Here is a 13,492-nt window from a genome sequence, read left to right as displayed (position 1 = left end):
CTTGCGTTTATTTGTACACAAGAATTTATACAAAAAATTAGGAAAGGAATAATAAATGGGAAGCTTCAAAAAATATGAAAAAAAAGGTTATGATATTGATTTTTTAATGCGAGTTCAGCCACAAGGAGGATCCAAATATTTCTCACACTACATTCAGTACGGAGATGGGTGTGTGACTTACCTACGTATTTATGATTATCCAAGAGAGGGCTTGGGGAGAATGTGGTTGAAAGAATTACTTCAACAAGATCACGTTGTTTCTTTTCTTGCTGTGGAGTCTCTAGACACTAAAAAAGTTGAAGAAAAAGCCGCTAAATCAATCAATGAAAAAGAAAGTCGCATTGACATTAATGGAAAAACAACAGATAACAACCGTGAAGCTCAGGAAGTTGGAGATTTGTTAGACTTGATTGATGATATGACACGTAAACACGAAAAGATGAAAGGGATTTCCATTCGTTTAGCTGTTTATGATTTGACAGAAGATAAATTGATGACACGTGTCAAAAAGATTCGAGATGAAGCTAGTCAATTCAAAAGTACGGTGATGCTTGATGAATTATACTTTGAACAAGAAGCTCTTTTTACAAGTCCTGAGTCTCATGATGAATTATTGAATGCTCCGAGTCATCGGCCCATTAAAAGCCGTGATTTAGCAGGAGGTTATTTTTTAGATCATACCAAATTAGAAGATAAAACTGGGAGCTACTTCGGTAAAACGAAAACCGATGGTGTCATTCAATTAGACTGGCTCTTAAAAAACCAATTTCGGACACGTCCCTTTATGCTAATTTCTGGAACACCTAATATGGGACAAGGAACGTTCTCAATTGCCTTGATTGATGACAATTTTGCTCAGAATCACTTTATTAGAAATATCAATCTGGATCAATCACCTTTTCTTAACAACTATACGGAAAACAATCTAGGCATCTTAATAGATATGGCAGGAAACCGTAATAAAATCAATATTTTCCAAGTCTTTCAAGGCGCAACCAATGAAAAAGGAGAAACAGATGAAATTAAGTCATTTAGTCTTCATATTGCAAAGTTAAAAAATATGTTTGAAGTTTTAAAGCCTGATGCGACTGCGGATGATTGCGATGTTTTTGAAGATTTAGCCACTGCTTTTTATTGTCAGTATCCCTCTGAAAATAACCCCTTATGGTATCGTAATCCTCTACTCCACGTGAAGGAATTAAAAGCAACAAAAGTTCCTGCGAGTGAATATCCCACCTTAAAAGATTTTGTAGGGTATATTGAAGGACAACTTGTATTAGCAAAAACAGCTGAAATGGAACGTTCTTACCGACGTATTCTCTCTACTTTTGTAAAACTATTGAACACAAAACCTGATGTATTTGAAGGAACAACGAACTTTACGGACTTATCTGAAGAACATTTAGTGACCTTTGATTTATCGGGATTGATTGGGACACCTGACTATCTTAACGTTCAACTCTTTTCGGTCATGGCTTTGATTTCTTATGATGTCATCCGAAATGGGAAAAAACAGAGACAACGCTTGAAAACAAATCCACGCTTATTAGAATCTGAGGTAGAACACTATATTGTTAATATCACGGATATAGGTAAAATGCTTAACCCTAGGACACCATCGTCAAGCGAACTCACCCTTCAGATGATTGATGCACTTTCACAAAACTATGCAGGCATTATTGTCCAAGCAGGAAGTTTTCAAACGATTTTAAATTCTGGAGGCTCTGGATTCAAGGCAGAACGGTATCAAGCGGCTATGAAATCTATTTTCGGGATGATGAACTATAGAGTCTTTGGTCAAACATCAAGTGCAGATAAGCAATTATTGGCAGACATTTTACAAGAAGAAATTAGCCCCTATGAATTAGATGCTATCACAACTCTTGAACAAGGGCAGCTTTATTTGAACATTGCAGGTAGACAAAGCATTATTTTTTCACAAGATTATGATTCCTCAGATTTAGCAGAATATGGAGGATGGCACTGATGAAAAAATGGTTAGCTGGTTTTGTGATCCTCTTTTTATTGATAGGAAGCAGTTTTGGTGGGCTTTTAATGATGACTGCCTCTCTTGGAGCAGGAGAAGCAGCTGCTTCAGCACAAAGCTGTAGTGACGTTCAAAATGAAAGTGTGAATCCATCTGATAATAAGGATACAACAAATACCAATGCAAAATCTATTTTTGACCATTTAACCAAAGCAAATGGCTTTTCAGGAGCAGGAGCTGCAGGAGCGGTTGCGGTTGCCGAGAGAGAATCTGGGTTTAATCCACAAGCAATCAACCCAAGCGGAGGTGTCGCAGGTTGGTTTCAATGGTCAGGTTGGGGAAACACGATTAACGGTAATCGAATTAGTTCTGAAGGTTCAATTAAGTCAGGTGATATATCCACGTTGACGGCTGTTAATGAATTTAAGCTATTAGATTACGAGTTAAATGGATCTAAGAATTCAACACGAATGAGTGTAGGAAAAGCTACAGATCCACAACAAGCTGCTCTTGATTGGTCAGTACTCTATGAAGGGGTTTCGCTTGCTGATGGGCAGACTAAGGAATCAGAGATTAAAGCTAATGCGCTCAAGTGGTACACCAGCTTTGATGGTAAAAATATCCCTTCAAGTATTAAAGACGCAGTTAACGACGGTGCAAATAATAACACGGATAATAGCTATCAAGAAGCAAATAGCGGCTGTGATGCAGGATCTGGAACTGGAGAACAAATCAAAGGCAATATTCCTATGGGAACATATTACAAGCAATTGAGTCCTGAAGTGAAAAAAGCTATTGGTAAACGACCCGATTTCAAAAGTTATCCCGATGATATGACAAGTGCTCCTTGGGGGCATCAATGCGCTTGGTACGTGACCTATCGTGCAAAAGAAATGGGATTCAACGAGTCTACCACTGCGGAAGGAAATGGGGCAGTCTGGGGACAAAGTGATCCCAATTTTATCAGTGAAGTTGGTAAACCTGTAGCACATTCGGCAGTTGATTTTAAACAGGGACAAGGAGGACGTGGAACTTCTGAGGCAGGACATACTGCGTTTGTAGAATATGTTAATCCAGATGGATCATTAATTATTTCTGAATGTAACGTAGTATCTGGGCACTCTGGAATGGATCGAGCTTCAGCAACACAGCCTGAGGAAAGTTATGCGACCATTTCGGCAGCTGATGCTAAAATACTTACGTATGTTTACCCTAAAGGGAAAGGATGAAAATGAAAATTTTACAAAAAAATATAAAAAAGGTTTTATTGGATGTGAAGGCGTTACTTAAGCAAGGAAAATTTTGGAACCTCCAGGGGTTAAATTTGCTTACTGTAGCTGAGCGGATTCTTTTATATGTTACGATTGTACTTGTAACGCTCTTATTTATGGCTTTTGTGCTTGCAATGAAGCCATTCAATAATGTAGAGATGAGGACAGCAGTTTTAAATCTTATGTGCTTTGTGCTCATACTTTTGTTTATAGGGTCGGTTTTACTTCCGCTTGTAATTTTTATGGGAACAAATGGGGAAAAAGGGAAGTTTTTCACTTCAAAATGGTTTCTATATCTGATGTTTGCCCTAGGAATTGGTTTTTTGAACAGAAGGATCACAATTACCCTGATAGATAGCCTAAGTAATTGGGCTGTGAGTACTTTAATTCTTTATTTTGGGATATTTTTTTCAAAAAAACTCCTATATTTGGCAACTTTTCATAAAATAGATGAACAGGAAGAATTTAAAAAGTGGCAACCATATATTTCTAAAGCAATTTCAATTCAAGAAGAAGTACAAAGTTTTGAATATATGTTTACAGGGAACCCGTTTAGATCTGAAAACTGGATTGAAAGTGGGTATCAAACAGGAACTCAACGTAAAACCAAAATAAAGTTTAAATACTCGAATATTTGGATTGAAAGAAATTGGGATCAAGGGCGATCGATAGACTTGCAAGATATAAAAGAACCTAATTGGCCATTGAAGAAGTTTAAGGTGATAGGTAGCTCCAGCGGATTAAAAAAAGTTAGGAGAAGCAAATGAAAAATAAACAAAAAATAATTATTTTAATTACAGGGGTTGTCTGTGGGATTATTATTGCAGGATTGTTTGTTTTTATCTTTCCAGCAAGTAAAAATGAAGGAGTAAAACAAGAACAGGGCACAACGCAAGCTGCATCAAAAAATAAAAAAGAAATTTCAAACTTAAAATTACAACTTCAGGGAGCTGAAGATGCTTTACAAAATGCAAAAACAGGAAAAAACAACCAAAATGTGGCAGATTTAGAAACTTTAACTCAATCACTTTTTAAGGTGTATTACAACTATGATCAAAGTAAAACTACAAATAGTGAGCGACAAAAAGAAGTTTCTGACTGGGTTATACCAGAAGTTTCACAAAAACTTTTTCCCTTGTCTGCGGATAAGGGGACTTCAGACTATGGGGCGATTCAAAGTCAATTAAATAGCTTACAGGTTTATGCTCAGCCACAAGCAGGAACAAACATAACAGCATTCATAGATTGTGACTATACTGCAAGTGCGGGAGATTTAAAATCAAATGTCCCTCATTATATTTTCGAGGTAACCTATGATGTAAGTTCGAGGAAAATCACAACTGTGACAGAGCTTGGAAAGGTTGGAAAATAATGGCTTATCAATATATATAAAAAGACAAAATTAGCCAAGAAGATTATAAGACAGCGTTCCTTTTATCTGATGGTAAACGTTGGCATAATGTTTCAGCTGGTATTGTCAATAGTACGCATGAATTTATTAAGTATGAACTAGATAAAATGGCTATTACCAGTGACAAAACACTTTTGATTTTGAACCCTATTTTCTTTCAAGAAGAAGTCTTTTCTAATATTTATTTGGAATGTAAGGTTTCTCTTGTAGTTAAAGATGATAAAAATGAGCGACATTCCATACTTCTGGAAAAAACCAAAATTAGAAATCCTTATCCGAATAAAAATTATGCACAGTGTTCAATGAAAAGTGGGAATAAAGTATGTCGAATGGGTCAAGTTTTTGTCTTTGATTCTATCGCTGAATTAAGAAAAACTTGTCACGAAATAGAGTTTTCCGGGACGGTTCGCTTGAAAGAGGATGAGAGCTTTGTGTATGGTGCAAAAACCATCATCAGACCCGATTTTACATCTAATAGTGGCACAGAACCAAACTGGTTTTATCTTAAAAACATCGATGTCTGGTTTTCTAAGAAAAAGGATATGTATAATCAAAGCTGGGATTTTCCCAGTTATCAAAGGAAAGAAATTTGTTTACCGCACTATGATTCTAAAAAAACATCACAAGAAGAGAACTGGATGGAAGACTTAGAAGAAATTCAAACTCAAGAATTATCAGCTTCTCTTTTTTCAGATGACAGTTTTTGGGACACACATTTCTTTCTTTAGATTGGAAATATTACAAGATGGTTGCGAACTAACAAACTTGATATAAAGGGATTTGAGACGTTTTTGTCTCTTTTCTTTTGGTATAATAGTACTATAAAGTTACACACGAAAGTATGTAAGTTATTGCGCAAAACTTGTGTATTTTTCATCAATTATTTGAAGGAGAAATTTCACAATGGAAGAAGAAAAATTCCCAATTGTTTTAACCGCTGCACTTCCTGCAGGAGGCACAGGTAAAACACCTTTTATTCGAGTTTACGGTGAGTGGAAAGCCAGACAAGGTTACAAAGTCGCTTTAATTGATTTGGATCATCAGTGCTCTTTGTCGGAACTTTACGATGTTTATGAAATAGAAAATACTTCATTGAATCTTTTCAAAGGTGGAGAAGTAAATTTTATTCCAGTTGAAGAAAACATCTGGCTGTTACCCGCTCACCCTAATTTGCAGTACGAACCTGCTCGTCTTAGAGCAGAAGGTACTCAAAACATCTACTTTTTATTAGAAGATTGGTTGTATGAACATGAAGAGTTAATCAAGAGGTTCGATTATTTACTCATTGATACACATCCTGACACAGATACTTTGACAAAAAATGCTTTAGCCGTTTCAACGGCTCAGATTGGTGTGGTTATGCCTACGGAAAAATCAACGAATGCAATTCCTAAAGCGGAACAGGCACTATCAGATTTAAAAGTAGATACTTATGATAAGCGTCATAAGGAAGATAGAGTGACCTGTGAGTTGCTTTTAATGGGGACAGATATTGAAAAAATCGGAAAACATTATACAAAGTTGTCTCGACAATTGCTTTCGCTTATTTCGGATGACAATCGATTTGTGGGATATATTCCTCATAAGGAATTATTTGCACAAGCTTTTTCTGATGAAAAGCAATCTATTTGGACACAACTTGAAAAAGACAGTGTTGTGAAGGAAAAATCCAATCAAACTTTTAAGTATCAATTGGAAGGAGTGATGTTGGCAATGGATAAGAAAGTTGAGGAATTATCATGGCATTAGGAGATAAACGTCGTGCAGAAGCAATTCGTGCAACTAGACAGGAAGCTGGTGCACAAGAGATAACTAAACGAACAATAATTAATCATACATCTCAAAGGAAGCGAAAAGCACGTCCTCAAAAAGAACGCTATAATTTTTCTTTAAGGGTTAACGAACGTGAGGCATTGGCAGATTTAACAGAAATACTTGATGAAAAGAGCGATTCTGAAGTTTTAGGAAAATTAATTATGCGTGCTTATAAAGCTGCATGTGATCCAGAGTTTAATTCAAAACAAACAGATATCTTTGATTTTTTATAAAAATAGAAGTAAAAGAATTATTGCCCTAATACTTTTGAAATTGTACCGCTTGTGGGAAACAGGTGGTATTTTTTTTTATGTATTTTGCATTGTTAAAAAGCAACAATTGCTCAACCATAGGATCCGTTGGAATGTTGAATTTGAACAATACGAATGAAACAGTTCAAATGGAACAATCAAAATGGGACTGTTTCAGAAAGGCATATACGAAATACTTTATTAACGAAACACTTTAATGACTAAATATGAAAAAAAGAATATATAAAAAAGAATCTTAGAAAAGTCTAAAATAAAAATCTATTTGTCATATTATGGAATATTTCTTATAATTATCTTTGATAAAGAATGAGAGACAGTTATGACATTTGATGAGAGAGCATACTACAGCGAATTAAGAAAAAATAATATAAAAAATTTTTTGAAGATGATTGAGAAATTGGATGATGAGCTAATGCCTCAGATGAAACTTCAAGGATGGAAATATCGTAAAAGAGCAGAAAAGACGGTGACATTTTCACTCGGTGTAGTGACATATAGACGACGTAGCTATTCTAAAGATGGCGTGTGGCGTTACCCTGTGGATGAAGAACTGGGTATTGTTAAATATGGAAGATACTCTCCTGAACTTCTCTATCAGATTGCGGATTATGCGACGAGTATGCCTTTGAGACAAGTTTCAACCAAATTTGAAGTTTCAGCGCAGCTCTACATTGGGAAATCAACGGTGCATAGTACGACTAATAAAGTTTCAAAATTGTTTGATGATCGAGAAGAATATCGTTACTTTGAAGAAAACGAAATGATTGATAAGATTAAAGCACAAGCCGTTTACATTGAAGGGGATGGCATCATGCTTAAAACACAAGAAAAAGAGCGAGTTGATATGGCTCACTTTTTGGTGCACACTGGGAGTGAGCAAATTTCAGGGAATCGTTATCGACTGAAGAATAAGTCAGAGGTTATTTCAAGTCAACATGCCGTGGCTCTAGACCAGCTAGAGGACCTCTTGACGAATCGCTATGACATTACATCTGATACGGTGCTTATTACAAATTCAGATATGGGAAAAGGTTATACACCTTATATATTTAAAGAGATCGCTTCTCTTTTTCAGTGTCGCCATGAACATTTTTGGGATGCTCAGCATCTTAATATGAAAATTAAAGAGCGATTCCGTAAGTTGCCTTACGAACTGGAGCAAGGCTTATTTTCAGCAATTCAGTTGCATAGTAAAAAATCAACAAGAGTAATACTGGATACGGCTGAATCTTTAATTAATAATGAAGAGGAGCTTGAACTTTTTAACAAATTTAAAACAAAGTTACTTCAAAATTTTCAATATACTAAGCCTGCAGAACTTAGAGGGTTTAGCCATCGGGGGATTGGGGTTATGGAGACCCAGCATCGTAAGCTTACGTATCGTATGAAACGTCGAGGAATGTATTGGTCAGAGAAAGGTGCAAATACTATGAGTAAGATGATTCTCGCAGTCTATAATGACTCTCTACGAGAATTATTTTTTGGAGCTTGGCGAGAGGAGTATGCTTATTACCAGAAAATAGATATCCCTGTTGGAGAGTTTTTTAGACAAGATAAAACTTCTTCTATTAACGAAATGAATAGAAAAACTACGAATAATATCACAGCTCGTAGAAAAATCAACAGGAACCCATTGCTCTAAATAAAAGATAAAAAAACCGCAGTAAAGTGCGGAATTTTTGCATGTTTAAATTTCATAATTTTTCTTGTATATTACCCGATATTATGGTATGATTAAGTCAATTAAAAATTAGAATTAAAAAAGAGGTCGCAGGAACGACCTCTGTGAGTAAACCAAACCGAACTTGTTTTACTCAACTTAGAATATTCTAACAAAGAAAAGAAGAATAGTCAAGGTTGAGGCAAGTCGTTAATGATGAAACTCAAATTTTTCTATTCTTTTTCAGTTGATTATTGAGCAAAACAGGCTTTAACCAAAATACGGACACATACTAAAAAGAATTGGGACTTGACAAGTCTTTAAATAATTGATAGAATAATAGAGTTGAAAAGCAGAAGCACCCGCTTCTCGCCTTAGAGGTTATAGCCCTGGGCAAACGAATGGAATTATTCAAAAACGAATGTTTTCATGAGCGGGGCGAGATTGTCGTTCCGCTTTTGTTTTTCTTTAAAAAAGAAGTTGCCTAAATCTTAGTCAACTTTCACATCATATTAGAAGGAGAACGAACATAGCTAAACAAGACAATAGAAAACCTATGATGAACGGTGCAATCCGTGCTCGTGAGGTTCGTCTCATTGGCGCTGAGGGTGAACAATTAGGTGTCACACCAACGTCTGAGGCGCTAATGCAAGCTGAAAATCTTAACATGGACTTGGTTTTAATTTCAAACCAAGAACCACCTGTTGCAAAAATCATGGATTATACAAAATTCATGTTTGAGCAAAAGAAAAAACAAAAAGAAGCAAAGAAAAAACAAGCTGTTGTTTCTGTAAAAGAAGTCCGTTTGTCACCAGTAATTGACCAAAACGACTTTGATACAAAGCTTCGTCAAGCCATCAAGTTTCTTGAAAAAGGCGATAAAGTTAAGGTTTCAATCCGATTTAAAGGTCGGATGATTACTCACCAAGATGTGGGTCGTCAAGTAATGGACAAGTTCGCGCAAGCAACAAAAGATGTTGCTGTTGTTGAACAAAGAGCCAAAATGGATGGTCGTCAAATGTTCTTGCAACTTGCACCTATCAAAAAATAGGTCTTAACAAGACAACCATCTGAAAGGTTAACCTTTCACCTCTCTATTCGTTGAAAACGAACGTTTAAAATGAATAGAGGTGCAGAATATTTTTTCTGCCAACTGATATAAATTAAGGAGAATTACAATGCCAAAACAAAAAACTCACCGCGCATCTGCTAAACGTTTCAAACGTACAGGTAACGGCGGTCTTAAACGCTTCCGTGCTTACACTTCTCACCGTTTCCACGGTAAAACTGTGAAACAACGTCGTCAACTTCGTAAATCTTCTATGGTTTCTAAAGGTGACTTCAAACGTATCCGTCGCATGGTTGCGACAATGCGTTAATCCGTAAGGATAAACGTCATTGCTGCAATCGTCGTACATTGAAGCACTGCTTTGATAGGCGGACTATGAAATAAGTCATCTAATTTTAGAGAAATCTCTAAATAGGTAGAACTGAATTTTCTTGCTTCAACTCAATAAAAAATAAATTTGTCATTATGACAAAATTGAAATCTACTAAGAATTAAAGGAGAACACACATGGCACGTGTTAAAGTTAGCGTTGCAACTCGCAAACGCCGTAAACGTATTTTAAAACTCGCTAAAGGTTACTACGGAGCTAAACATAAACTCTTCAAGACTGCTAAAGAGCAAGTCATGAATTCATACTACTACGCATTCCGCGATCGTCGTCAAAAGAAACGCGACTTCCGTAAATTGTGGATTGCACGTATCAATGCAGCTGCACGTATGAACGGTCTTTCATACAGCAAATTGATGCACGGTTTGAAATTAGCTGATATCGAAGTAAACCGTAAAATGCTTGCTGACATCGCAATCGCTGATGCTGCTGCATTTACTGCACTTGCTGAAGAAGCAAAAAAAGCTTTGGCTAAATAAATATCTTAAAAAATCTGCTGGTTTTCTAGCAGATTTTTTATATTTTAAGCAGACACTCTCTTAATTATGACATTAGGAGAGTGTTTTTTTATTCCGAATATACTAAATTGTTGCAAAAATTAATAAAAAAGAATATAATACCATAAGTCCTTGTTTTGAAACAAAAGTAATTTGTTTTCAATAAAAGACATTTAGTATAAATAAGAATACAGGATGGAGGTAAATGTGGAAAGTGAAAATATTTTGGAAGCAAAACAAGTGAGTGTTGCTTTTCGGATTGCTGGTAAATTTCAAAAAGCAATTTATGATATTGATTTAAGTCTTAGACGTGGTGAAGTTTTAGCCATTGTTGGGGAATCAGGTTCTGGGAAGTCAACTTTTGCAACTGCTATTATGGGATTACATAACCCAAATCAAACTCAAATTACAGGCTCCATTTTATTGGATGATGAAGAAGTGATTGGTAAAACGGGTGATTCCATGGCAAGTATTCGAGGAAGTAAAGTTGGAATGATTTTTCAAAATCCACTCACTGCGCTTAATCCATTGATGAAAATTGGGCAGCAAATCAAGGAAATGTTGGCCGTGCATGATGTTTATCCAGAAAATCAGTATGAAAGTAGAATCTTTCAACTTTTAGAACAAGTAGGAATTCCAAATCCTAAAAGAGTCGTTAATCAATTTCCCCACCAACTTTCAGGCGGGATGAGACAAAGGGTAATGATTGCAATAGCCATTGCCAATGACCCAGATTTGATTATTGCTGATGAGCCAACGACTGCTTTAGATGTTACCATTCAAGCTCAGATTTTAGACTTGATTTTAGAAATACAAAAAAAGAAAAATGCTGGGGTTATCCTAATTACTCATGATTTAGGAGTTGTTGCTGAAGTTGCCGATACAGTGGCGGTGATGTATGCCGGACAACTCGTCGAAAAAGCTTCTGTTGAAGAGCTTTTTCAAAATCCTAAACATCCATACACCCGGTCACTTTTGCGTTCAAATCCATCTGCCGAAACAGTTTCGGATGATTTATATGTGATTCCAGGGTCCGTGCCTTCTCTGTCAGAAATTGAGTATGACAAAGATTTATTTCTAGCTCGAGTACCTTGGATGAAAGAAGAAGCTCAAAAAGTAATTTCGGAAAAAATGACTGAAATTTCTCCAAATCATTTTGTTCGAGGTCAGGCTTGGGAAAAATTTGAATTTCCAGATCAAAAATTGAAAGGGGGTGAAAAGTGAGCGAAATTCTTAATTTAAAGGACTTAAAAGTTTATTATCCTATTCGATCTGGTTTCTTTAATCGAGTGACAGATAATGTTTTAGCTGTTGATGGAGTAGATTTAACGATTCATGAAGGAGAAACTGTCGGTTTAGTTGGTGAATCTAGTTCCGGAAAATCAACGATTGGCAAAACAATTGTTGGTTTAGAACAAATGACATCAGGACAATTGATTTATAAAGGACAAGATGTCAGCAAAAAAAGGATAAGAAACCAGCTCAAATACAATAAAGATGTTCAAATGATTTTTCAAGATGCTTTTTCGAGTTTGAATCCACGGAAAACTATTTACGATATCATCGCGGAGCCTATTCGAAATTTTGAAAAATTAGATGCTAATACAGAAAATAAACGGATTCATGAATTATTGGATATTGTTGGACTACCTCAACAAGCTTTAGAGCAGTATCCTTTCCAATTTTCTGGAGGTCAACAACAAAGAATTGGAATCGCACGGGCAGTTGCTACTAATCCTAAGTTAATTGTGGCGGATGAACCAGTTTCAGCATTAGACTTATCTGTTCAAGCTCAAGTTTTGAATTTCATGAAGCTCATTCAAAAGAACTTGGGAATTGCATTTCTTTTTATTTCTCATGATTTAGGAGTTGTCCGCCATATGACCGATAATATTGCGGTCATGCACAACGGTCGAATTGTCGAAAAAGGAACACGAAGAGATATTTTTGATGAGCCACAGCACATTTATACTAAACGACTCTTATCTGCTATCCCTTCGATTGATGTTACAAGAAGAGCGGAAAATCGGGAAAACCGTCTAAAAGTTGAACAAGACTTTGAGGATAAAAAAGCAAACTTTTACGACAAAGACGGACACGCTTTGCCCTTGCAAAAATTAAGTGAGAGCCATTGGGCAGCTTTGCCAAAAGGAGGGGAAAATGTGGAAAGTAATTATTAGACGTGTTTTATTGATGATTCCTCAATTATTTATCTTGAGTATCCTTGTTTTCTTCTTTGCTAAATTGATGCCTGGTGATCCATTTTCGGGTTTAATTGGTCCTCATACTGACCCACATGAAGTTGAGGCATTAAGACGGGCAGCAGGTTTATATGACCCTTGGTGGGAGCAGTATCTCAGGTGGTTAGGGCATGCTATTCATGGTAACTTAGGAATGTCCTATAATCTTAAAGAACCAGTAACGACAGTTATTGGTCAAAGAGCAATTAACACTTTTTGGATGTCACTTTTGTCAGTTATTTTAACTTACTTATTTGCTATTCCGATGTCGATAGTTGCAGCTCGAAATGAAGGAAAATGGCAAGACCAATTGTGGTTGACCTATAATTCAATTACTTTTGGTATTCCACCTTACGTATTCTATCTCTTGATTATCTTTATCTTTGGTTATAGTCTTAATTGGTTTCCGACAGGTGGGACGGTAAGTCCAAATGCGATGGGAACAATTCCTGTTTTCTTTAGTAAGATTTATCACATGATTCTTCCAGCATTTAGTTTGGCGGTCTTTGGAACAGTTGGAATTTTTACTTACTTCCGCTCAGGAATTTTAGATGAACAAACACAAGATTATGTACGAACGGCTCGAGCCAAAGGGGTCAAGGAAAGAGTGATTTTTAGATGTCATATTTTGAGAAATGCCTCATTACCAATTGCTTCTAATTTTGGATTTGTGATTACTGGACTCTTGGGAGGAGCAATCTTTGCTGAAACAATTTTTGGCTATCCTGGCTTAGGACAACTTTTTATTACTTCAATCACTGGGCGAGATTATTCAATGATTACGGCTTTGATTTTATTAAATGGTTTTTTGGGACTTCTTGGAGCCCTTCTGTCGGATATTATCATGGCAATGGTTGACCCACGAATTCGGATTCAATAAGG

14 protein-coding genes and 1 other annotated feature are annotated in these 13,492 nt (G+C 36.2%); all 14 genes read left to right on the top strand.

Annotation, left to right across the window (positions count from 1 at the left end):
- The first annotated feature begins 55 nt into the window (after positions 1–55).
- The 14 genes from QJV49_RS04390 (at position 56) to oppB (ending at position 13,490) form a co-directional block, all read left to right on the top strand.
- Positions 56–1,987, top strand: coding sequence for a conjugation-related ATPase (locus tag QJV49_RS04390; protein WP_021722639.1), 1,932 nt, complete (start codon positions 56–58; stop codon positions 1,985–1,987).
- Entirely contained in the window at positions 1,987–3,216 is a 1,230-nt protein-coding gene (locus tag QJV49_RS04385) for a phage tail tip lysozyme (RefSeq protein WP_021722640.1), read from the top strand. The genes QJV49_RS04390 and QJV49_RS04385 overlap by 1 nt, the downstream gene beginning before the upstream one ends.
- 2 nt (positions 3,217–3,218) lie before the next feature.
- Positions 3,219–4,025: a hypothetical protein gene (locus tag QJV49_RS04380; protein WP_128062378.1), complete on the top strand. Its 807-nt coding sequence runs from the start codon at positions 3,219–3,221 to the stop codon at positions 4,023–4,025.
- Positions 4,022–4,630 carry a hypothetical protein gene (locus tag QJV49_RS04375; protein WP_225511836.1) on the top strand — a complete coding sequence of 203 codons (609 nt, stop codon included), beginning with the start codon at positions 4,022–4,024 and terminating at the stop codon, positions 4,628–4,630. The genes QJV49_RS04380 and QJV49_RS04375 overlap by 4 nt, the downstream gene beginning before the upstream one ends.
- A gap of 146 nt (positions 4,631–4,776) precedes the next feature.
- On the top strand, positions 4,777–5,397 hold the full coding sequence (locus QJV49_RS04370) for a hypothetical protein (protein ID WP_225511838.1): 621 nt from the start codon (positions 4,777–4,779) through the stop codon (positions 5,395–5,397).
- A gap of 175 nt (positions 5,398–5,572) precedes the next feature.
- Positions 5,573–6,418, top strand: coding sequence for a ParA family protein (locus tag QJV49_RS04365; RefSeq protein WP_225511839.1), 846 nt, complete (start codon positions 5,573–5,575; stop codon positions 6,416–6,418).
- The gene (locus tag QJV49_RS04360; protein ID WP_225511840.1) at positions 6,409–6,717 is read left to right on the top strand and encodes a hypothetical protein; all 309 of its coding nucleotides are present in this window, start codon (positions 6,409–6,411) and stop codon (positions 6,715–6,717) included. The genes QJV49_RS04365 and QJV49_RS04360 overlap by 10 nt, the downstream gene beginning before the upstream one ends.
- A gap of 358 nt (positions 6,718–7,075) precedes the next feature.
- On the top strand, positions 7,076–8,398 hold the full coding sequence (locus QJV49_RS04355) for an ISLre2 family transposase (RefSeq protein WP_225511842.1): 1,323 nt from the start codon (positions 7,076–7,078) through the stop codon (positions 8,396–8,398).
- Positions 8,399–8,760: 362 nt separating this feature from the next.
- Positions 8,761–8,886 (top strand) — a sequence feature (ribosomal protein L20 leader region).
- Positions 8,887–8,972: 86 nt separating this feature from the next.
- The gene (infC, locus tag QJV49_RS04350; protein ID WP_075525291.1) at positions 8,973–9,467 is read left to right on the top strand and encodes a translation initiation factor IF-3; all 495 of its coding nucleotides are present in this window, start codon (positions 8,973–8,975) and stop codon (positions 9,465–9,467) included.
- A gap of 127 nt (positions 9,468–9,594) precedes the next feature.
- On the top strand, positions 9,595–9,795 hold the full coding sequence (gene rpmI, locus QJV49_RS04345; protein WP_003132353.1) for a 50S ribosomal protein L35: 201 nt from the start codon (positions 9,595–9,597) through the stop codon (positions 9,793–9,795).
- 197 nt (positions 9,796–9,992) lie between these two features.
- Positions 9,993–10,352 carry a 50S ribosomal protein L20 gene (rplT, locus tag QJV49_RS04340; RefSeq protein ID WP_225511843.1) on the top strand — a complete coding sequence of 120 codons (360 nt, stop codon included), beginning with the start codon at positions 9,993–9,995 and terminating at the stop codon, positions 10,350–10,352.
- A 225-nt stretch (positions 10,353–10,577) separates the two neighbouring features.
- On the top strand, positions 10,578–11,594 hold the full coding sequence (gene oppD / locus QJV49_RS04335) for a murein tripeptide/oligopeptide ABC transporter ATP-binding protein OppD (RefSeq protein WP_225511844.1): 1,017 nt from the start codon (positions 10,578–10,580) through the stop codon (positions 11,592–11,594).
- Positions 11,591–12,550 carry a murein tripeptide/oligopeptide ABC transporter ATP-binding protein OppF gene (gene oppF, locus QJV49_RS04330; RefSeq protein ID WP_225511845.1) on the top strand — a complete coding sequence of 320 codons (960 nt, stop codon included), beginning with the start codon at positions 11,591–11,593 and terminating at the stop codon, positions 12,548–12,550. The genes oppD and oppF overlap by 4 nt, the downstream gene beginning before the upstream one ends.
- Positions 12,531–13,490 (top strand): murein tripeptide/oligopeptide ABC transporter permease OppB, encoded by a 960-nt coding sequence (gene oppB / locus QJV49_RS04325; RefSeq protein ID WP_225511846.1) that lies wholly within the window; start codon positions 12,531–12,533, stop codon positions 13,488–13,490. The genes oppF and oppB overlap by 20 nt, the downstream gene beginning before the upstream one ends.
- Positions 13,491–13,492 lie beyond the last annotated feature (2 nt).

It is taken from the genome of Lactococcus sp. NH2-7C (assembly GCF_029953655.1).
GTDB classification, from domain to species: Bacteria; Bacillota; Bacilli; order Lactobacillales; family Streptococcaceae; genus Lactococcus; species Lactococcus lactis.
This window is presented reverse-complemented; position numbering and strand designations above follow the sequence as displayed.